This window comes from Sphingobium herbicidovorans, from assembly GCF_002080435.1.
In the GTDB taxonomy this organism is placed as follows: domain Bacteria; phylum Pseudomonadota; class Alphaproteobacteria; order Sphingomonadales; family Sphingomonadaceae; genus Sphingobium; species Sphingobium herbicidovorans.
Genome location: NZ_CP020538.1, coordinates 271,892 through 292,482, shown reverse-complemented (window position 1 = coordinate 292,482; position 20,591 = coordinate 271,892). Strand labels below are relative to the sequence as shown.

Genomic DNA, 20,591 nt, shown 5'->3' with positions numbered 1-20,591 from the left:
GGAAATGGGCGAGCCGCCGGTTCGTCTGCGCGGTCGTCGCTCGTTGGATCGCCACCCGAACGCCATGGCCTGCGCGCTTTGCGAGCGGGCCCGCTGCAATGCCCCATCGCACGGCAAAGGCATTAATCGGCGCATCGCCCACAAATTGCGATCTGCATCTTCCCAAAAGTTGACGGAACCAACGCGCCGCAAGCCCCTTCTTCCATCCATGCCTCATTGGATCGAGCCACACCCCACCGGCATCTATATCCGACCCGCCGATGCGTGGATCGATCCGTCCATCCCGCAGGAGCGCGCCCTCGTCACCCATGGCCATGCCGATCATGCACGTGGAGGCCATGGTCATGTCTGGGCGACCAGGGAAACGCTGGCCATCATGGCGTTGCGCTATGGCACCGCGTCGGGAACCGCGGTTCCCTATGGCGACGAAATTCGCATGAAGGACGTCACCATCAGCTACGTCCCCGCAGGCCATGTCCTCGGCTCGGCGCAGATCGTCCTTGAACATGCGGGCGAGCGCGTCGTCGTCACCGGAGACTACAAGCGCCGCCCCGATCCGACCTGCAAGCCATTCGAGCCAGTCCCCTGCGATATCTTCGTGACCGAAGCGACTTTCGGCCTGCCCGTGTTCCGCCACCCCGACACGAGCAGCGAGGTTGATCGCCTGCTCGCCGCACTCCATGCCAATCCCGATCGCTGCGTCCTGGTCGGCGCTTATGCCCTCGGCAAGGCGCAGAGGCTGATCTGCGAAATCCGCGCCCGGGGTCATCATGATCCCATCTATATCCACGGCGCCATGGAGCGCATGTGTGCGCTCTACAGCGACTTCGGCATCGACCTTGGCGAACTGCGCCCCGCCACCGGCATCCAGGCAAAAGACATGCGCGGCCACATCATCGTTTCGCCTCCCTCCGCGCTCAACGACCGCTGGAGCCGCCGCCTGCCCGATCCCATCACCGCCATGGCGTCAGGCTGGATGCGCGTCCGCCAGCGCGCCCGGCAGAAGAATGTCGAACTGCCGCTCGTCATTTCGGATCATGCCGACTGGGACGAATTGACCGACACCATCCGGGAAGTCGCCCCGACAGAAACCTGGATTACACACGGCCGGGAAGAAGCGCTGCTGCACTGGTGCATGACCCACCAGATGCGGGCAAGGGCACTGGCGCTGGTCGGCCGCGAAGACGAGGATGAGGGCTAATGCAGCACAGTGCACTCCACCCTCCCCCGGACCACTACCATTGTCCGTTCGCGCTGATCCCGTCGAAGCCCCCCGCTGAGCCCGTCGAAACGCCTTCGCCGCCCCCTCACCCCGCCCTCAATACGGGCAGGGCGCCCTAATGCGCGCCTTCTCCCAACTCCTCGACGGCCTCGTCTACACCCGCTCGCGCAATGGTAAGCTGGACCTCATCGCCGCCTATATGGCCCAAACCCCAGACCCGGACAGGGGATGGGCGCTGGCTGCCCTGACCGGCAATCTCGACATAAAAGCGGTCAAATCCTCCGTCATCGGGGAAATGACCCGCACCCGCGTCGATCCGGTCCTGTTCGAAATGAGCCGCGACTATGTCGGCGATCTTGCTGAAACCGTCGCCCTCCTCTGGCCCAAGGTCGATGACCAGCCCCCGGAACTGGACGACGGCTCCCTCACCCTCTCGGCAATCATCGACCGCCTCCACGCTACCAGCCGGGCCGCTGCGCCCACCGTCCTCGCCCAGATGATGGACCATCTCGACGCATCGGGCCGCTTCGCCCTGCTAAAGCTCGCCACCGGCGGCCTGCGCGTCGGCATCTCCGCCCGCCTCGCCAAGACCGGCTTCGCGCAAGCCTTCAACCTCAACGTCGACGATGTGGAGGAATGCTGGCACGCCCTCTCCCCTCCCTATACCGCCCTCTTCGACTGGGCCGAAGGCCGCACCGAGCGCCCCGACCCCACAGGCACGCCCTTTTTTCGCCCCTTCATGCTCGCCCACCCGCTGGAGGCCGACAGCGTCGATCTCACCCACTATGCTGCCGAATGGAAGTGGGACGGCATCCGCATCCAGATCGTCGGCACTGGCGCGCAGACCCGCCTCTACAGCCGCGCCGGAGACGACATCACCGGCAGCTTCCCCGAAATTGCGGAAGCCTTCACCGCCCACGCGGTCCTCGACGGCGAACTGCTCGTCAAAGGAGAGTTTCAGGGCGGAGAGGCCGCCAGCTTCAACGCCCTCCAGCAACGTTTGGGCCGCAAGGCGGTGACGGCAAAGATGATGGCCGACTACCCCGCCTTCGTCCGCCTCTACGACATATTGCTCCACGCCGACGAAGACCTCCGCGCGCTCCCATGGGAACAACGCCGCCCCCGCCTCGAAACCATCGTCCCGACGCTGGACCGGGATCGGTTCGACATATCCGCCCTCATCGAAGCCGCCGACTTCGAAGCCCTCGCCGACATCCGCGCAAGCGCCCGCGACGCCGCCATCGAAGGCTTGATGCTCAAGCGCCGCGACAGCCCCTATGTCGCGGGACGCAAGGCGGCGCTCTGGTACAAATGGAAACGCGATCCCCTGACCGCCGACTGCGTCATGATGTACGCCCAGCGCGGCCACGGCAAACGCTCCTCCTTCTATTCAGACTACACCTTCGGCTGCTGGACGGAGGACGGTGAACTGCTCCCCGTCGGCAAAGCCTATAGCGGCTTCACCGACGAGGAACTGAAATGGCTGGACCGCTTCGTACGCACGAACACGGTGAACCGCTTCGGCCCGGTGCGCGAGGTGGAAAAGTCGCTGGTGCTCGAAGTCGCCTTCGACAGCATCCATGAAAGCAAGCGGCATAAGTCCGGGCTGGCGATGCGCTTCCCGAGGATAGCGCGGATACGGCGCGACAAGCCTGCAAGCGAGGCGGATACGGTGGAGGGATTGAGGCGGTTGGTGAGTTAGGTAAAGCCGATCGGATCATCGACAGCCACCCTTCGCTCTACAATCTGTCATCCAACCTGGCTTTATTAGGGATCGACCGCCATCATCAAGGACCTCTCTCACAACAATCTGAGATGTGATAGATTTTTGCGCCGGGTCATGTCGAACAGTGATTTTACTACCCACAAGATCATATATCCGAGACTGAAAGCACGGTTGACGGTTACCGTTTCTTCTCTTTGTTGTTGCCTGCACAAAAGGGCAATACATCCTATAGGATCGTCCCGAAGTGTTGAGATACAGAAACGGAACACCTTTTCTTAGGATTCCTTTACTGATTACCGTCCCTTGCAGCTTTTCCGGCGTCGGCTCTGGGCGGATCAGCGATATGCAACTTACAATCATCAAGAAGACAACTAGGCTAATCAGCCGGACTAAACCCCAAGCTCGGTTCAGCAGGAGTTTGCTCCAGAAAACTGTAGCCCACTGTCGAAAGACATGCCCCATTTACATCTTTCCCGGATACGGTCGAAACCAGCATGCTTGGCTCTTGCCGATTTTCCATGAAACTCCAAGAGCCCAGCATATCCACATGCGAGATTGCAGCATGTGTATTGGAGGAGACCCCCATGCCCTACACCGGAAGCTGCCACTGCGGTGCAGTTACCTTCACCGTAGCCGACGCGCCCACTGAAGCCATGTCCTGCAACTGCAATGTCTGCGGCACGCAATCTTTCGCGGAAGGCGATTCTCCCGACGGGCCGGTCCTCGCGTTCAACCTGCGCTGCGTGCCGGAAATCGACATAGACGCGCTCAAGATCAACAAGGTCGATGGCGCGAGTTTTTAACGTCCGAATCTCCCCACCTCCGTTCGTTTCAAGCGAAGTCGAGAAACCATGGAACTCCGCTTTCCGTTTCTCGACTACGCTCGAAACGAACGGCTGTAGCGCGTTGGCTCACCTCTGACTTTGCGCTGTAACGCCAACTCCCTATATGGGCGCTTTCGCGCGTCCGGCGCGGCCTGGAAATGGAGCAGTGGAATTGAGCAAGGTTCTGGTCATCGGCGCGGGCGGCGTCGGGTCTGTCGCGGTTCACAAGATGGCGATGAACCCTGATATTTTCAGCCACATCACGCTGGCCAGCCGCCGCATCATCAGCTGTGAAAAGGTCGCCGAATCGGTCAAGGCTCGCACCGGCGTCACCATCGATGTCGCCCAGGTCGATGCCGATAACGTCGAAGAAACCATCGCCCTCATCGAGAAGGTCCAGCCCAAGCTGGTCGTAAACCTCGCGCTCCCCTATCAAGACCTCGCGATCATGGACGCGTGCCTCGCGACCAAGACCGATTATCTCGACACCGCCAATTACGAACCGCGCGACACCGCCAAGTTCGAATATGGCTGGCAATGGGCTTATCAGGACCGCTTCAAGGAAGCGGGCATCATGGCGCTGCTCGGATCGGGCTTCGACCCCGGCGTCACCAGCGTTTTTGCGTCCTACATCAAGAAGCATCTGCTCGACCGGATCGACACGCTCGACATTCTCGACTGCAATGGCGGCGACCATGGCCAGCATTTCGCCACCAACTTCAACCCGGAAATCAACATCCGCGAAGTCACCGCCCCATCGCGCCATTGGGAAGGCGGCAAGTGGGTGGAAGGCCCCGCGCTCAAGCACAAGCAGGTGTTCGACTTTGATCAGGTCGGCGAAAAGAACATGTACCTCATGTATCATGAGGAACTGGAATCGCTCGCCAAACACTATCCGGAAATCAAACGCATCCGCTTCTGGATGACCTTCGGCGATGCTTATCTCAAGCATCTGGAAGTGCTGCAGAATGTCGGCATGACCCGCATCGACCCGGTCATCTACAACGGCCAGGAGATCATCCCGCTTCAGTTCCTCAAAGCCGTCCTCCCCGAACCGTCCAGCCTCGGCTCCACGACCAAGGGCAAGACCAATATCGGCGACATCGCCACCGGCCAGAAGGACGGCCAGCAGAAGACCGTCTATGTCTACAATGTCTGCGATCATGAAGACGCCTATGCCGAAACCGGCAATCAGGCGGTCAGCTACACCACCGGCGTCCCCGCCATGATCGGTGCAGCATTGATGCTTACGGGCGCATGGAAGGGTGAGGGCGTGTTCAACATCGAACAGTTCGATCCCGATCCCTTCATGGACATGCTGAACAAGCACGGCCTGCCCTGGCAAGTGAAGGAACTGGATAAGCCGCTGGATTTCTAAAGTTAGGGAACGTCATCCCAGCGAAAGCTGGGATCTCGCGCCTCTACGCCGTGCACTCCCGCCTGGGACTCCAGCTGTCGCTGGCATGACGGAGAATTATCGATGGAAACCAAAGCCGGCGATCCCGCCGCCTTCGCGCATTTCGACCTCCACCGCGTACCCTCGCCCGCCTTCGTGGTGGACGAGGCGGCAATCCGTCGCAACCTGTCGATCCTGCGCGACATAGGAGACCGCGCGGGCATCAAGGTGCTGGGCGCTCTCAAGGCCTTTTCCATGTGGTCGCTCGGCCCCGTCGTCGCGGAATATCTCGACGGCGTCTGCGCCTCAGGCATCTATGAAGCGCGCCTTGGCCGCGAAGAATATGGAGGCGAAGTCGCAACCTACTGCGCGGCGTACAAACCAGACGACCTGGCCGAAATCCTCAAAATTTCAGACCATGTCATCTTCAACAGCCCCGGCCAGATCGCGCGCATGCAGCCCGTCATTGACGAAGCGCGCATGAACGGTGTGAACTTCGACATCGGCCTGCGCATCAATCCCCTCCACGCGGAGGGTGAGGTGCCGAAATATGACCCCTCACAGCCGCACAGCCGCCTCGGTTTCCCCATCGATCAATTGCGTGCCGAGCATCTCGATGGCGTCGATGGTCTCCATGTCCATAATCTCTGCGAACAGGATTTCCTACCGCTGCAACGCACCTGGGCCGCGATAGAATCGCGGGTGATGCCGCATGTCGGCGGCCTCAAATGGCTCAACTTCGGCGGTGGCCATCATGTCACGCGCGCCGACTATCAGGTCGACGATCTGATCGCCTTCCTGCACCGCATCAAGGCGCAAACCGGCCTTGAACTCTATATCGAACCCGGCGAAGCCATGGCGCTCGACGCGGGCATCCTGGTCGGCGAAATCCTTGACGTCATCGACAACGGCATGCCGGTCGCCATCACCGACATTTCCGCCACATGCCACATGCCCGACGTCATAGAGGCGCCATACCGCCCGGCGATGTTGCATGAGGAAGCTGACGGGCAACCGACGCGACTCGGCGGCCCGTCATGCCTCGCGGGCGACATCATCGGTGACTATCGAGTCCCCGGCGGCGCGACTCCGGGACGGCGTATCGCCTTCCTCGATCAGGCCCATTATTCGATGGTAAAGACCAACACATTCAACGGCGTGCCGCTGCCTGCCATTTGGCTATGGAATTCGAAAACCGACGAACTCAAGGAAATCCGCCGTTTTTCCTACGAGGATTTCAGGTCCCGTCTTTCCTGACGCACGTTTCATAGCCGGACGCGCAACAAAATTTACGCTTGCGCTTTACAGGGGGGACCCCTCAGCATATATCGCCCTTCCGCTGCCCCATGGGACTTCCACCGCAAGGCAGCTTGATTGCCATGAACTACACTGGAGGTCCCTTGAATTGCACAAGCACCATAGCGCGCTGGGGGTAGCGACCGCCCTCACACCGGCAGCACCGGTAACGCTGATCCGCCCGCAGGCTGCGGCCCGCGCCGCCCGATTCTTCACTGAGAAGTTTCCGGGGCGCTCGCTCTACGCTGTAAAGGCTAACCCGTCTCCGGATCTGCTCCGGACGCTTTGGGCAAGCGGAATCACGCATTATGACGTAGCTTCTATCGCTGAGGTACGCCTTGTTGCCCAAACGCTGCCGGAAGCGAAATTGTGCTTCATGCATCCGGTCAAGGCCGAGGAAGCGATTGTCGAGGCCTATCATGTGCATGGCGTGCGCACCTTCTCGCTCGATACCCTGGACGAGCTGGCGAAAATCATGCGCGCCACGAACGATGCGGCGGACCTTGAGCTGTGCGTTCGCCTGCGTGTCTCGTCCGAACATTCGGAACTCAGCCTGGCGTCCAAGTTCGGCGTCGAACTGGGCGAGACTCGCGAATTGCTGATGGCCACGCGTCAGGCGGCTGACGCGCTTGGCATATGCTTCCACGTCGGCAGCCAGGCCATGAGCCCGCAAGCCTATAGCGACGCCATCGAACGCGTTCGCGCAGCCATCGTCGATGCGGCCGTCACGGTCGATATCATTGATGTCGGCGGCGGCTTTCCGTCCGTCTATCCGGGCATGGAGCCACCCGCGCTGGAAGCCTATTTCGACGCCATCTATCGCGGTTTCGAAAGCCTGCCGATCAGCTATTCGGCGGAACTATGGTGTGAGCCCGGCCGCGCTCTGTCTGCGGAATACAGTTCCATCATCGTCCGGGTTGAGCGCCGTCGCGGCACTGAACTTTACATCAATGACGGCGCCTATGGCGCGCTGTTCGACGCTGCGCATATCGGCTGGCGCTTTCCAGTCGCCCTGCTGCGGGATGATGAAAGCGAAGCGGAACTGACCGGCTTCGCCTTCTACGGGCCGACATGCGATGACATGGACCATATGGTCGGTCCCTTCATGCTGCCCGACGATGTCGTCGCGGGCGACTATATCGAAATCGGCATGCTGGGTGCCTATGGCGCGGCGATGCGCACCGGCTTCAACGGCTTCACATCGGAAGCAATCATCGAAGTCGAGGACGAGCCAATGGCCAGCCTTTATGCCGATCCAATGCCCGCGCGCCGTCGCGCGACTGTCATCAAGCTGCGCTAAAAAAGCGTAAGCTTCCCTTTGGAGAGGGTGCCTGTCCCTCGCCGCAAAAAAGCGGCGGGGGACAAATTTTATGGACGACGGAATATGGCGGCCAGTTCCACATGCGTTGACCAGCGGAATTGCCCGACCGGCTTCACGCTTTCCAACATATAGCCGCCAGCGACCAGATGGGCCGCATCCCGCGCAAAGCTCGCCGGGTTGCAAGACACATAGGCGATCACGGGCACCGGCGATGCCGCCAACTGCATAACCTGTTCGCGGGCGCCCGCCCGGGGCGGGTCGATCACCACCGCGGCAAAGCGGTTCAGCTCTTCTGGCGTCAGTGGCCGGCGAAACAGGTCCCGATGATCCACCGCCATTCGCCGTTGCGCCCGGTTCGCAGCCAGCTTGAGGGACAGGGCCAGATCGCGAGCCGCTTCGGCCGCGTAGACAGGCCGCCCTTCCCCAATCGCCAGCGCAAAGGTGCCAAGCCCACAAAAGAGATCGGCCACAGGTCCCTGTAACGGCAGGGCCTGACGGACAAACTCCACCAGGGCTGCCTCGCCATCCGGCGTCGCCTGAAGGAAGGCGAAGGGCGGAAAACCGACTGCAATGCCGCCAAAACTGGCCGTCACAGGTTCAGGCTCCCAGCGCAGTTGCTGGCCGTCACCCTCATCGATCGTCAGCCGCGCCAACTTCCCGGCAGCCGCGAAATCCCGCAGGGCTTCGTCCGCCGCCAGCCCGTCCACGCGGACACCTTCCAGCAGAAGGTCGATCCCCTGGTCGGTCACCGACATGCGTACATGCGCCGCACGCTTGTCCGGCAGGATCAGCGGCAGCATCGCGCGGAGCGGCGCCAGCAAGGCGAAAATGCGTGGATCCAGTATCTCACACATAGCCAGGTCGATCAGCTTGTGGCTGCCCGCCTCCGCGAATCCGATGATGACACGCCGCCCCTCTCGCGCGGCCCTCAGCGACGCCCGCCTTCTGGTTCGCGGCGGTGAGATGTGAGCTGCCAATACTGTCCCTGCCGTTACGCCCTGCCCCGCAAGAGGGCCGGTAACACGCGAGGTGAAGAACGTTGACAAGCTCTCCTCGTCAACATGCTGAAGTTCGCAACCACCACAAGCCGGGAAGTGAATGCAGGGCGGCTCGACATGATGGGGGCCAAATAGAAGGTCGCCGTTCGCCGTCAGCCGATCCCCCGGCGCGGCAAGCGGAACATGCCGGCCATCGGCGGTCACGCCATCGCCCTTCGCGGCAATGCGTACGACGAAATCAGTGTCGCCATGAGTCACAGGCGAGAGCCGATAGCTGCTGGCAACTGCGCAATCAAATCACCCGCGACGAAGGCTGCCCCGGCCCGCCTAGCCGCTTCACCGTGCAGCCAGACCGCCTCGCATGCCGCGCGGAACGGATCACCAGTCACCGCCAATCTCCCCGCGGCCAAACCCGCCAGCACATCACCGGTCCCGGCGGTGGACAACCAGGGCGACGCACCGGTCGCTACGGCGACCCGCCCGTCCGGCGCCGCTATCACGCTATCGGCGCCCTTGAGCACGACCACGGCCGATACGCGCTGGGCCGCCCCAACCGCGCGGTTGATCTTGCTTCCCTGCAGATCGCCGAAAAGCGCTGCAAATTCCCCTTCATGCGGGGTCAGAATGGAACCGTGCGGTATTCCTTCTGCTCCCGCACCTCCCAACAACGTCAAGGCGTCGGCATCTAGGACAAGCGGATGCCCGCAAGGAAGCACCGCAGCCAGACGGTCGCGTGCATCACCGCCACGGCCCAGTCCCGGCCCAACGACCACCGCGGCCAGCCTGCGGTCAGCGAGATAGGCCTTTACCTCGTCAACCCCGCGGGCCTGCCTAGTGATGACAGCGTCCAGCGCCGCCGCACCATCCAGGCTGGTCAGGTGACGTACCATGCCTGCACCCGAACGAGCAGCAGCATGCGCAGCAAGCCGCCCGGCCCCTGCCATCTCGCCGCCGACGACGGCGACCAATCCCCGGCTATATTTGTGATCCGACGCAAGCGGCCTGACCAAGTGGGGCGGAGACAAATGATGGATCGTGTCCGAGGTAGCGATGCCGATATCAGCGCAAACCAACCGTCGATATAAACCAGCAGCAGGATGCAGCACATGAGCCGGCTTCAATGCGCCCAGAGCGATGCAAATGCCAAAGTCTGGCACCGCCGACAGCAATGCCCCGCTGTCCGTATCCACTCCGCTCGGCAAATCGACCGCGTAGCTGAAGGCTGCCCGCCCGGTGAGATCGCAGAGCCGTTCCGCAACAACCGCGTCAAGTCCTCGGGAAAGGCCGGTGCCAAACAGCGCATCGATGATCTGCGTTGCCGGGCCAGCCTGGTCGAATGGCTCGACCGGACCATTCCATGCAGCACGCGCCTTTCGCGCTGACTCCGTCCGGCTCTCGCCCAAGGCTGCCACGCGCACCGGCACGCCGCGCGATCGCAGCTGCCGGGCGATCACGAACCCATCCCCACCATTATTGCCGGGACCGCAGAGGACCAGAGCGTCGCGCTTGGCTCCGGCACGCCAGATGATCTCGGCCGCCGCTACACCTGCCCGTTCCATCAACTCATATTCCGGAATGCCACTGGCAAACACTGCCTGCTCGGCCTCCCGCATCTGGGCGGCAGTCAGGATGGGCGTTCCGGTCAAGGTTTCAACGCCCGGCAATCGTTGCGGGCAGCCGATAACGATCCTCGCCAGCGCTGACTTCGATCTGCCCCTGTTCCAGGATAGCGATGCTTGCAGGCTCAGCGCCGTCAGCCGACGCCAGCCCGCGCCCATCCTTCAGGATTGTGAAGCGCCGAAACCCGCCATCGGCGTGACGCAAGGTCAGGATCGTGCCCGCCTGCTCGACCAGGCAAGTCCGCGCCCACCCCGATCGGGATCCAATAGCGCAATCCGCAACCGCCGCACGGCCAGATCCCGTATCGGCGGCCTGCATCGATCCATTGTCATCGCAACCCGCCAGGGCAAGGCACAGCAGCCCCACCCCGGCGATCTTGTCAGATGTCCGCATAAACATGGGTTTCGGCCTTTGCTCCGGGATGCGTAACCGCCCCCTTGTAGGCCGGACCCACATTCTGTGCATAGCGCCACAGCGCGCCAGCCTGATAATCATTCTGGCGCGGCTGCCAGTTCTTCCGACGCTCAGCCAGAACGGCATCGGCCACTTTCAGGTCAATCGTACCCGCTTCGGCATCGATGGAGATGACATCGCCATCCTCGACCAGCGCGATCGGGCCACCGTCAGCGGCTTCAGGCCCCACATGGCCTATGCAGAAGCCGCGCGTCGCACCCGAGAAGCGACCATCGGTGATCAGCGCGACCTTCTCACCCATCCCCTGGCCATAGAGCGCAGCGGTAGTGGAAAGCATCTCGCGCATGCCCGGACCGCCCTTGGGGCCCTCATAGCGAATGACGATCACGCAGCCTTCGGCAATATCGCGTGCCTCGACCGCTGCAAAGGCGTCCTCTTCACAATCAAAGACCCGTGCGGGACCCTCGAACTGCAAGCGGTGCATGCCCGCAACCTTCACAATAGCGCCGTTGGGAGCCAATGTTCCTTTCAGGCCCACAACGCCACCGGTCGGGGTTATCGGCGACTTGACGTCATAGATAACCTTCTGGTCGGGGTTCCAGGTCACTTCCTCGATATTCTCGGCGATCGTCTTGCCGGTCACGGTCAGGCAGTCGCCATGCAGCAGACCGTTGTCGAACAGCGTCTTCATCAGCATGTAGATGCCACCGGCGTCGTACATGTCCTTGGCGACATATTTGCCGCCCGGCTTCAGATCAGCGATGTAAGGCGTCGATTTGAAGATTTCGGCCACATCGAACAGGTCGAAGTCGATGCCGCACTCGTTCGCCATGGCAGGCAGGTGTAGCGCGCCATTGGTAGAACCGCCGGTTGCAGCAACGATGCGCGCAGCGTTCTCGAACGCCTCACGCGTACAGATGTCGCGCGGGCGGATATTCTTCGCCAGCAATTCCATGACCTGACGCCCTGCCGCGACCGCGACGTCCTCGCGGCTCTTGTAAGGCGCGGGCGCCATGTTGCTATTGGGCAGCGACAAGCCGATCGCCTCGCCGACGCAGGCCATGGTGTTGGCGGTATATTGCCCGCCGCACGCACCATGACCCGGACACGCCACCTTTTCCAGCGCGATCACATCCTTCAGCGGGCAGGCCCCGGCAGCATATTTGCCGACCACCTCAAACACATCGACGACCGTGACGTCGCGGTCCTCGAACCGCCCCGGCAGGATCGACCCGCCATAGACGAAGATCGACGGGACATTGAGACGCAGCATCGCCATCATCATGCCCGGCAGCGACTTGTCGCACCCGGCAAAGGTCACCAGCGCGTCATAGCAATGGCCGCGCACCGACAACTCGACGGAGTCCGCGATAACCTCACGGCTCGCGAGCGAGCTTTTCATGCCCTGATGCCCCATCGCGATGCCATCAGTCACGGTGATCGTGTTGAAGCGGCGCGGCATGCCGCCAGCTTCATTCACGCCCTGCCGGCACCAGTCCGCCTGCAGGTCGAGCGTGGTGTTGCAGGGGGCGCTGTCATTACCTGCCGAAGCAATACCTACGAAGGGCCGGGCAATCTCTTCCTCGGTCAGGCCCATCGCGTAGTAATAGCTGCGATGCGGGGCCCGCTCAGGACCAACCGAGACATGACGGCTCGGCAGTTTCGACTTGTCGAACGTGTGAGACATAAAACCTACCCTTCTTGCGCGCGCCTCCTTTCCAAAAAGAGGCGAGTCACGCAAGGCTATTGCGGCATTGTAGCACGATGGGACCGATTATACTGGCGAAGCGGCGCTGCCCCTCTACGTCTCCAACCAGGTCCTGCCGCATTTCGATGCCCAGATATGGAATGCCGTTCGCTTCGGCATGGCGGTTCATCGTCGCATTCAGCAGCTTGCCCGAATAGGGGAGCTGATCCCCGACCAGCAGGCCCGCTTCCGTCAGCAGCGGAATAGCGATCCGCGCCGCGCGATCATCCTCATTATAAAGGACGCCGATGTCCCAGGGCCGCCGGGCATGGGGATCGCTCGCCAAGCTGGGCGTAAAGCTATGCACGGACAGGATGAATGGTGATGCCATGCCGTCCAGCAACCGGACGATCTGATGATGATAGGGGTGATGGAAACGCATCAACCGCTGGGCCAGATCTGCCTCGCGATTGCCCGGGATCACATGGCCGTCGCTCATGACCGGCAACAGGCCGGGTGCTTCTTCTTCGCGGTTGAGGTCGATCACCAGCCGCGACACGCCGCCCAATATCGCCGTGCATCCCAACTGCTCCGCCAGCAGGCGGCTGACTTCCGCGACCCCGATATCGACCGCGATGTGATCGGTCAGCAATGCCTCGTCTATCCCCAGATCGATATCATCGGGGACATGAGCCGAAGCATGGTCCGCGACGATCAACAGTTGGGCCGCGCCGCCGTCGATCAGTGTGAAAGCCTCGCTCACGCTCACCTTATCTCCGTTTCCATGATCCACCAGTCGCCGCCTTGCGACAGCAGGGCCTTGGCCACCGCGCTTCTGTCAACGGCATCATCGAACAGAGCGAAGCAAGTCGCGCCAGACCCCGACATCCGCGCCAATCGCACGCCCCTTTGGTCTTTCAGAAAGCCCAACACTTGGGCGATGATCGGCGCCACCTCCATTGCCGAGGCTTCCAGGTCATTGCGTCCCCCGGTTATGACATCGTCCAGGCCCTGGACATCCAGTGGGCCGCGATCCTGCCGATCCCAACCTTTAAAAACCCGTGCCGTCGACAGCGGAACGCCCGGATTGACCAGCAGCATCGGCATCCCCACCAAAGCCTTCACATCCCGCTGTTCAAGTATTTCGCCCCGCCCTCGCACCATCTGCGTAACGCTGCTTATGCAAGCGGGAACGTCCGAACCAAGCGCCAGCCCGAGCTGTTCCAACTCTGCGGCAGGCAGCCGCGCGTCCCACAGCCTGTTGAGCAGCCGCAACGCAGCCGCAGCATCCGCCGATCCGCCGCCGATACCCGAAGCGATAGGCAGGTTCTTCGTCAATGTGATGACAGCGCCTCGCTCTTCCCCTGTATGCTGCTGCAAAAGGCGGGCCGCCATCGTCACCAGATTATCGGCCCCCGCATCCAGCGCCGCCCCGAACGGTCCGTCCACTTGCAGGCGGACTTCTCCATCGTCGGTCAGCTCTGCCGCCAGCAGATCTCCATCGCGCGCGAACGCGAACAGGCTTTCAAGAGCATGATAGCCGTCGGCGCGCCTCTCCCGCACGTGGAGGGCCAGGTTCACCTTGGCATAGGCCGTCTCCACCAGCGTCCTCGCATCAGGGAGCGGCATATTCAGGTTTCATCCCTTCTTTTACCTTCCCGTTCAAACGGACCGCGGCTTCACCCTCGGCAAAGACCGACGCGGCACGCCAGGCGTAGCGCGCCTCATAACGACGACCCGCCGCCCACAACGCGTCGCCCAGATGCTCGTTGATCGTCGCATCTGTCGGCGCGCCTTGGGCGGCCCGCTCCAGCACCGGCACAGCGGATTCCACATCGCCCGTCACAAACTGTGCCCAACCCAGCGAGTCCGTGATCGAGGCATCTTCGGGTTTCAGGCTGTTGGCCTTCTTCAGCAGTTCCAGCGCGGCGGCGACATTCTGTCGCCGTTCCACCTGAGCATAACCGAGATAGTTGAGCACCACCGGCTCCTCCGGCGCGCGTTTGGCTGCCCGCTCAAGCACCACGCGCGCTTCATCCCAACGTCCCGCCTGCTCAAGGGCGCTGCCCTGAAACAGCAGCAGGGTCCAAGGGACCACATCAGCCGGGTAGCGCTGCTCCGCGCTTCGAAAAGCCTCCGCCGCGCCGTTGAAATCCTTGGCCTGCGCCTGCAACTGGCCCAAGCGGACAAGCCTGTCGGTGTCCGCCCCTTCTGCACTGGCCAGCGCACGGGCGAGCGTGAGCGCTCCATCCATGTCGCCTGACGCCGCCAGGGCATCGACGAGAGCCGCCCGCCCCAGCGACCCGAACCAGCCATCGGAAGCGACTTTGCGCGCTTCTGTCGCAGCATGATCGGCATAGCCTGCCTCCGTCAGCAATTGCGCCAAAGCCAGCGCGTTATCAGCCCTTCCGGGATTGGCGAAGCTCGCGATCCGCGCCAGCCTGATCCCCAGCATGCGCGTGCTCTCATCAGAGGATATATCCGCCGCCAACCGTGCCAGCAGCCGCCCAAAGCCCTGGGCAGGCGTCAACGCCCTGCTCGCCGCCCCGCCTTTCCGGCCGCGCGCTACATCGGCACGGGCGCGCGCATAGGCGGCCTGACCCTGGGGAAGCAGCGCCAGGGCCTGCGCCTTGGCGCCGCGCCCTGCCAGCTGAGCGGCGAAGGTGAGCCGGAGTTCCGCCAGGTCCACAGTCCGCAGCGCGAGCGCGCGGTTGATCGCCGGTTCAGCCTCCGCCATCTCACCCCGGCCCAACGCCTGAAGCGCGACATGCTCGTCGATATAGCGCCGCGCGAGGGAGGCATAGCGATCCCCTGGATCTATTTCCGGCGGCGCAACCTTGCCCTCGCCCACCGCTATCCAGCTACGGACGATCCGGGCGAGGAAGCCGAAATTCCCTTCGCCCGCCATGCGGTCTGCGGCCTGCCGCGCCTCGTCCCAATCCCTGCGCGCCATCGCATCGCAAAGGAACAGCAGCGTCCCGTCGCGAGGAAGCACGCCACTGCTGTCGAGCAGCTTTGCCGATCGCATAGCCAGCGCCATGTCGCCGCTGATGATACCCTGGAGGTAGGCGCGACGCGCCACCTCAATGCGCGCCGGGTCGCTGGCGAGCGCATCACGATAATTGCGCAGCGCTTTCACCGGCGCGCCGTCGCTGTCGGCCAGCCTTCCTCGCGCATAGGCATGTAGTGCGCTCGTCCGATCGACCGACGCGGCGGCGGGAAATGCCGCCAGCGTCGGTAGCATCATGGCCAGCAGCAGGCGCCTACATATTGGGATAGTTGGGGCCTCCACCGCCTTCGGGCACGACCCAGTTGATGTTCTGCGTCGGATCCTTGATGTCGCACGTCTTGCAGTGGACGCAATTTTGCGCATTGATCTGGAAGCGCGGATTGCCCTCGTCTTGCCCGACCACTTCATAAACACCTGCCGGACAATAGCGCTGCGCAGGTTCGTCATAAAGGGGCAGGTTGTAGCTGATGGGGATCGACGGATCCTTCAGCTGAAGGTGAACCGGCTGATCCTCCTCATGGTTGGTGTTCGACAGAAACACCGACGACAGCCTGTCGAAGCTGATGACGCCATCCGGCTTGGGATAGTCGATCTTGTGCGCGACGTCCTTGCGCCACAGCTTTTCGTTATCCGGCTTGTGCTTCATCGTGAAGGGAAGCCCGATCTTCAGCGTGCGCATCCACATGTCGATGCCCGCCAACAAGGTGCCGATCGTGTTGCCGAACTTGGCCAGCAGCGGCTCGGCGTTCTTGACCAGCTTCAGTTCGTCGGCAACCCAGCTGGAACGAAGGCGGGCTTCGTAATCATCCAGCACATCGCGGGCACGTTCGTTCTGGATCGCTTCAAAAGCTGCCTCGGCGGCCAGCATGCCCGACTTCATGGCGGTATGCGTGCCCTTGATACGCGGCACGTTGACGAACCCGGCGGAACAACCGATCAGCGCGCCGCCCGGGAACACCAGCTTGGGCACCGACTGCCAGCCCCCTTCATTGATCGCCCGCGCGCCATAGGAAACGCGGCGACCACCCTCCAGATATTCGCGGATTGCGGGATGCTGTTTCCAGCGCTGGAATTCCTCGAACGGATAGAGATGCGGGTTACGGTAGCCAAGGCCCACGACAAAGCCCAACGCCACCTGACCATTGGCCTGATGATAGAGGAAACCGCCGCCATAGGCATCCGACAGCGGCCAGCCCTGGGTGTGGATGACCAGCCCCGGCTTGTGCTTGGCGGGATCGATATCCCACAATTCCTTCATGCCAAGGCCGTAGACCTGCGGTTCGCAATCGCGGTCCAGCTCGAACTGGCGCTTCAAAATCTTGGTCAGGTGGCCGCGGGCGCCTTCGGCGAAGAAGGTATATTTCGCGTGCAGCTCAAGGCCCGGCTGATAGTCGCCCTTGCGATTGCCTTCACGGTCAATGCCCATGTCGCCGGTCGCGACGCCCTTCACCGACCCGTCATCATGGTATAGGATTTCCGCGGCGGCGAAGCCCGGAAAGATTTCAACGCCCAGCCCTTCAGCCTGCTCGGCGAGCCAGCGGCAAAGGTTGCCCAGCGATCCGGTATAGGTGCCCTTGTTGTGCATCCAGCGCGGCGTCGCAATATGCGGCACAGGCAACTTGCCCCGCTTGGTCAGCATCCAGTGCTGATTATCGCGCACCGGCACATCGGCCAGCGAACAGCCCATGTCGCGCCAATCGGGCAGCAACTCATCGAGCGCCTTGGGATCGATCACCGCGCCCGACAGGATATGGGCGCCGATTTCCGAACCCTTTTCCAGCACGCACACGGCCAGTTCCTGACCCGTGTCATTGGCCAGCTGCTTCAACCTGATCGCCGCGGACAGCCCCGCCGGTCCCCCGCCGACGATGACGATGTCATAGGGCATCGATTCCCGTTCGCTCATAATCCCTCCATCGTGGCGCACCGGCCGGCTTCCCACAGCTGTCCGGTGGCCGCATTACTCAAACGATTTACCACTCGTTGCCGATGAAGATTCTTGACCTCGGCGTCAACCTCTGGCCCTAGAAGATCGATGCGGGGAATAATGCAGGAAGACATGGCGGCCGCCGCCAGCGCCTATCTGGCCTGGTGGGATATGGCGGGCGTCGATTGCGCAACCGGCGAGCAGCCGGTTAACTGGCTGCGGTCGGCTGTCGCCAGCGCTCCGCCTCCGGCATTGCCTCCCGCCCCATCGGCAAAGCCAGCCACGCTCGACGCGTTCAAGGCCTGGCTCGCCGATGATCCGGCGCAACCCGAACGCCGCTGGCCCGGCGCGCCTATCCTGCCGCAAGGGGAAGCCAAATCCCGGCTGATGGTCATCACCGACATGCCGGACCCAGCGGATATGGAAGCGGGTTCATTGCTGGCCGACCGCGCAGGGCGGCTGTTCGACGCCATGCTTTCCGCCATCGGGCTTTCGCGCGGCAATATCTACATGGCGTCGCTCTTTTCCTCCCGGCCACCCGGCGGCATGGTGGAAGCCGCCGATCTCAATACAGCGGCCGATCGCATGCGTACCCACATATCGCTGGCCATGCCCGACAGGCTGTTGATCATGGGCGACCGAACGATCCGCGCCTTCCTTCCTGTACAAGACAGCGCCGGGATGGATAGTTTACACTTTTTTAACTATGATGGCGGCATTGTGCCTGCCCTTGCCACTTTCCATCCACGGCTGCTGCTGGGGCAACCGGCAGCGAAGGCGGAAAGCTGGCGGACATTGCAACGCCTGGTCGAGGAAATGCATAAGTGATTTGCGCCGTTATCCGATCGTCCTGCCTGGCCGTGGCAGCCATCAGCGCGGCTGCCGCGACGCCCGCGCAAGCGGACAGCGTCGCCTCGGTCCCAGCGACTTTCGCGACCGGAGCGCAGTCGCCCTTGCAGGTCAACGACGGCGACAAGGCGCGATACAATGCCATCTTCGCGGCCCTTTCCGATCAGAAATGGTCAGAAGCCAAGGCGATGATCCTGTCGCTGGATGGGCAAGATCCAGTCCGGCCAGTCGCACTTTCAGAACTTTATCTGGCGAAAGATTCGCCGCGCGTCGAATTGTTCGACCTGCTCGACCTCATCAACAAATCGTCCTGGTTGCCCAGCGCCGACCAGCTGTCCCGGCTGGCGCAAAAGCGCGGCGCGACGATTTTACCTGCCCTGCCCCAGGTGCAGAAGATGGTATGGCTCGGCTCTGCTCCCCGGCGGGAATATGTTCCTACCACCAGGACCGACCCGCTCGCTCAGGCGCTGGTCGGACAGATAAGCGGCTTCATCAAGAATGATGACCCGGCGGGCGCCGAATCGCTGCTGGCGACGGGAGAAATAGGCCTCACGCCAGAAGGCCTGACCGAAGTGCGCCAGCGCGTCGCATGGGCCTATTATATCGAAAGCGACGATGCCAACGCACGCCGCATGGCTGCCAGGGCGCTGGAGACGCGCGCGGGCGGCGACTGGGCGGCGCAGGCGCACTGGACCAATGGCCTTGCCTCCTGGCGTCAAAATGATTGCGTCTCGGCCGCGCCCGCTTTCGCCAATGTGGCGGCTCTGGCCGGTAATGCCGACATGCGCGCTGCGGGGGCTTATTGGGCCGCCCGCGCCTACATGGTCTGCGGTCAGGCGGAGAAAGTTCAAAATCTGTTGAAGAGCGCCGCGCGTTCGGAAGAAACCTTCTACGGCCTCCTTGCCCGCGAAACGCTTGGCCTGCCCGTAGGCGGCGCAAAGGTCGCGCCCCGTTTCGGCGCAGCCGACTGGCAACAGCTGAAGGACAGTCCCAACGTCCGGGCCGCCATAGCCCTTACCGCCATTGGCCAGACGGCAAAGGCCGATCAACTCGTTCGCTATCAGGCGCGCATCGGCGGAAGCGGTCAGTATGACGCGCTTCTACGGCTCGCGAGTGCGCTAAACCTGCCAGCCACGCAGCTCTGGCTCGCGCATAATGGCCCAGCAGGGAAGCAACCCGACAGCTTCGCCCGTTTTCCCGCGCCTGATTGGCGCCCGGACGGCGGCTGGCGCGTCGATCCCGCGCTGATCTACGCCCATACGCTTCAGGAATCGGGTTTCCGCAGCGACGTCGTCAGCAGCGCGGGCGCACGCGGCCTGATGCAGGTGTTGCCCGGAACCGGCAGCGACATGGGGCTGTCCTCGCCCGCTCAGCTTTTCGTGCCATCGACCAACATGGAATATGGCCAGCGCTATCTTGAAAATCTCCGCAATATGAGCGCGACTGGCGGCCTGCTGCCCAAGGTCATGGCCGCCTATAATGCGGGGCCCGTGCCGGTCGAGCGGTGGAACAACGAAGTGAAGGACAATGGCGACCCGCTGCTGTTCATGGAATCGCTGCCCTATTATGAAACCCGCGCCTATGTGAACATCGTCATGCGCAACTACTGGATGTACCAGATCCAGGCAAAGGGCAGCGCCGACTGTCTTACCGGCATGGCACAAGGCATGTGGCCGACCTTCCCCACTGCAAAGGGTACGCGCATGGTTCGCCTGACCCAGAGGAGCCATTTGACCGCGCCCAGTATTGCGGGCGGCTCCGACTGATGCCGATAGATGAAGACCGGCCATTTCTGCCGGTTCGGATCGCGCTTCTGACAGTTTCCGACACGCGCGGCCCGGCGGAAGACCGGTCGGGCGACATATTGGCGGAACGGATCACGGGCGCGGGTCATATATTGGCGGCGCGCTACATCGAACGGGACGACCGCTCCGCCATTGTGGCGCGCCTGCATGCATGGATCGACGATCCGCAGGTCGACTGCATTATCACCACGGGGGGCACCGGGGTAACTGGTCGGGACGTCACGCCCGAAGCGCTCGCGCAAGTGCAGGACAAGGAAATACCGGGCTTCGGCGAGCTGTTCCGTTGGCTCAGCTATCAGACGATCGGAACCTCAACCATCCAATCCCGCGCAACGGCCTGCGTGGCCCGTGGTACTTATATATTCGCGCTTCCCGGATCGACCGGAGCGGTCAAAGACGCCTGGGACGGCATTCTCGCGAGCCAGCTGGACAGCCGCTTTCGGCCCTGCAATTTCGTCGAGTTGATGCCCCGCCTGATGGAGCGCTGAACCCGCCC

The 20,591-nt window shown here is 62.5% G+C and carries 17 protein-coding genes; 9 read left to right on the top strand and 8 right to left on the bottom strand.

Annotation, left to right across the window (positions count from 1 at the left end; genetic code table 11):
* Positions 1–208: 208 nt before the first annotated feature.
* The 6 genes from B6S01_RS01395 (at position 209) to B6S01_RS01370 (ending at position 7,764) form a co-directional block, all read left to right on the top strand.
* The gene (locus B6S01_RS01395) at positions 209–1,201 is read left to right on the top strand and encodes a ligase-associated DNA damage response exonuclease (protein ID WP_037468618.1); all 993 of its coding nucleotides are present in this window, start codon (positions 209–211) and stop codon (positions 1,199–1,201) included.
* A gap of 139 nt (positions 1,202–1,340) precedes the next feature.
* Positions 1,341–2,924: a cisplatin damage response ATP-dependent DNA ligase gene (locus B6S01_RS01390; protein WP_037468616.1), complete on the top strand. Its 1,584-nt coding sequence runs from the start codon at positions 1,341–1,343 to the stop codon at positions 2,922–2,924.
* Positions 2,925–3,532: 608 nt separating this feature from the next.
* On the top strand, positions 3,533–3,751 hold the full coding sequence (locus B6S01_RS01385) for a GFA family protein (RefSeq protein WP_037468613.1): 219 nt from the start codon (positions 3,533–3,535) through the stop codon (positions 3,749–3,751).
* Positions 3,752–3,944: 193 nt separating this feature from the next.
* Complete coding sequence (locus B6S01_RS01380; protein WP_037468738.1) at positions 3,945–5,150, top strand: saccharopine dehydrogenase family protein; 1,206 nt, start codon at positions 3,945–3,947, stop codon at positions 5,148–5,150.
* Between the two features lie 102 nt (positions 5,151–5,252).
* The gene (locus tag B6S01_RS01375) at positions 5,253–6,425 is read left to right on the top strand and encodes a carboxynorspermidine decarboxylase (protein WP_037468612.1); all 1,173 of its coding nucleotides are present in this window, start codon (positions 5,253–5,255) and stop codon (positions 6,423–6,425) included.
* A gap of 148 nt (positions 6,426–6,573) precedes the next feature.
* The gene (locus B6S01_RS01370) at positions 6,574–7,764 is read left to right on the top strand and encodes a type III PLP-dependent enzyme (protein ID WP_037468611.1); all 1,191 of its coding nucleotides are present in this window, start codon (positions 6,574–6,576) and stop codon (positions 7,762–7,764) included.
* A gap of 68 nt (positions 7,765–7,832) precedes the next feature.
* Here B6S01_RS01370 and B6S01_RS01365 read toward each other — a convergent pair whose 3' ends face one another.
* Genes B6S01_RS01365 through B6S01_RS01330 form a run of 8 tightly spaced genes read right to left on the bottom strand, consistent with a single transcriptional unit; the run spans position 7,833 to position 17,420 of the window.
* A complete protein-coding gene (locus B6S01_RS01365; protein WP_037468608.1) occupies positions 7,833–9,041 on the bottom strand; it encodes a class I SAM-dependent RNA methyltransferase in 1,209 nt (402 codons plus the stop codon).
* Positions 9,038–10,429 carry a bifunctional ADP-dependent NAD(P)H-hydrate dehydratase/NAD(P)H-hydrate epimerase gene (locus B6S01_RS01360; protein ID WP_037468737.1) on the bottom strand — a complete coding sequence of 464 codons (1,392 nt, stop codon included), beginning with the start codon at positions 10,427–10,429 and terminating at the stop codon, positions 9,038–9,040. Before B6S01_RS01360 ends, B6S01_RS01365 begins: the two co-directional genes overlap by 4 nt.
* Positions 10,430–10,433: 4 nt before the next feature.
* A complete protein-coding gene (locus B6S01_RS01355; RefSeq protein ID WP_094182596.1) occupies positions 10,434–10,796 on the bottom strand; it encodes a hypothetical protein in 363 nt (120 codons plus the stop codon).
* Positions 10,783–12,504 carry a dihydroxy-acid dehydratase gene (gene ilvD / locus B6S01_RS01350; RefSeq protein ID WP_037468605.1) on the bottom strand — a complete coding sequence of 574 codons (1,722 nt, stop codon included), beginning with the start codon at positions 12,502–12,504 and terminating at the stop codon, positions 10,783–10,785. The genes B6S01_RS01355 and ilvD overlap by 14 nt, the downstream gene beginning before the upstream one ends.
* Before the next feature lie 46 nt (positions 12,505–12,550).
* Positions 12,551–13,267 carry an N-formylglutamate amidohydrolase gene (locus B6S01_RS01345; RefSeq protein ID WP_037468602.1) on the bottom strand — a complete coding sequence of 239 codons (717 nt, stop codon included), beginning with the start codon at positions 13,265–13,267 and terminating at the stop codon, positions 12,551–12,553.
* Between the two features lie 2 nt (positions 13,268–13,269).
* A complete protein-coding gene (locus tag B6S01_RS01340; RefSeq protein ID WP_037468601.1) occupies positions 13,270–14,133 on the bottom strand; it encodes a 4-(cytidine 5'-diphospho)-2-C-methyl-D-erythritol kinase in 864 nt (287 codons plus the stop codon).
* The gene (locus tag B6S01_RS01335) at positions 14,120–15,748 is read right to left on the bottom strand and encodes a tetratricopeptide repeat protein (protein WP_037468736.1); all 1,629 of its coding nucleotides are present in this window, start codon (positions 15,746–15,748) and stop codon (positions 14,120–14,122) included. Before B6S01_RS01335 ends, B6S01_RS01340 begins: the two co-directional genes overlap by 14 nt.
* Before the next feature lie 19 nt (positions 15,749–15,767).
* Entirely contained in the window at positions 15,768–17,420 is a 1,653-nt protein-coding gene (locus B6S01_RS01330; protein WP_037468600.1) for an electron transfer flavoprotein-ubiquinone oxidoreductase, read from the bottom strand.
* A 141-nt stretch (positions 17,421–17,561) separates the two neighbouring features.
* On the opposite strand from B6S01_RS01330, the gene B6S01_RS01325 reads away from it, so the two are divergent.
* From B6S01_RS01325 to moaB, 3 genes are read left to right on the top strand one after another with little or no spacing between them, the layout of a single operon-like run.
* Positions 17,562–18,269 (top strand): uracil-DNA glycosylase family protein, encoded by a 708-nt coding sequence (locus B6S01_RS01325; protein WP_037468735.1) that lies wholly within the window; start codon positions 17,562–17,564, stop codon positions 18,267–18,269.
* On the top strand, positions 18,266–20,056 hold the full coding sequence (locus B6S01_RS01320; protein ID WP_037468599.1) for a lytic transglycosylase domain-containing protein: 1,791 nt from the start codon (positions 18,266–18,268) through the stop codon (positions 20,054–20,056). Before B6S01_RS01325 ends, B6S01_RS01320 begins: the two co-directional genes overlap by 4 nt.
* Positions 20,056–20,583: a molybdenum cofactor biosynthesis protein B gene (gene moaB, locus B6S01_RS01315; RefSeq protein WP_037468597.1), complete on the top strand. Its 528-nt coding sequence runs from the start codon at positions 20,056–20,058 to the stop codon at positions 20,581–20,583. Before B6S01_RS01320 ends, moaB begins: the two co-directional genes overlap by 1 nt.
* Positions 20,584–20,591 lie beyond the last annotated feature (8 nt).

Coding starts and splice junctions, on each gene's coding strand:
- B6S01_RS01375 (WP_037468612.1), top strand. CDS start 5,253: ATGGAAACCAAAGCCGGCGATCCCGCCGCCTTCGCGCATTTCGACCTC.
- B6S01_RS01325 (WP_037468735.1), top strand. CDS start 17,562: ATGCAGGAAGACATGGCGGCCGCCGCCAGCGCCTATCTGGCCTGGTGG.
- B6S01_RS01340 (WP_037468601.1), bottom strand. CDS start 14,133: ATGCCGCTCCCTGATGCGAGGACGCTGGTGGAGACGGCCTATGCCAAG.
- ilvD (WP_037468605.1), bottom strand. CDS start 12,504: ATGTCTCACACGTTCGACAAGTCGAAACTGCCGAGCCGTCATGTCTCG.
- B6S01_RS01395 (WP_037468618.1), top strand. CDS start 209: ATGCCTCATTGGATCGAGCCACACCCCACCGGCATCTATATCCGACCC.
- moaB (WP_037468597.1), top strand. CDS start 20,056: ATGCCGATAGATGAAGACCGGCCATTTCTGCCGGTTCGGATCGCGCTT.
- B6S01_RS01335 (WP_037468736.1), bottom strand. CDS start 15,748: ATGCTACCGACGCTGGCGGCATTTCCCGCCGCCGCGTCGGTCGATCGG.
- B6S01_RS01385 (WP_037468613.1), top strand. CDS start 3,533: ATGCCCTACACCGGAAGCTGCCACTGCGGTGCAGTTACCTTCACCGTA.
- B6S01_RS01390 (WP_037468616.1), top strand. CDS start 1,341: ATGCGCGCCTTCTCCCAACTCCTCGACGGCCTCGTCTACACCCGCTCG.
- B6S01_RS01355 (WP_094182596.1), bottom strand. CDS start 10,796: ATGCGGACATCTGACAAGATCGCCGGGGTGGGGCTGCTGTGCCTTGCC.
- B6S01_RS01330 (WP_037468600.1), bottom strand. CDS start 17,420: ATGAGCGAACGGGAATCGATGCCCTATGACATCGTCATCGTCGGCGGG.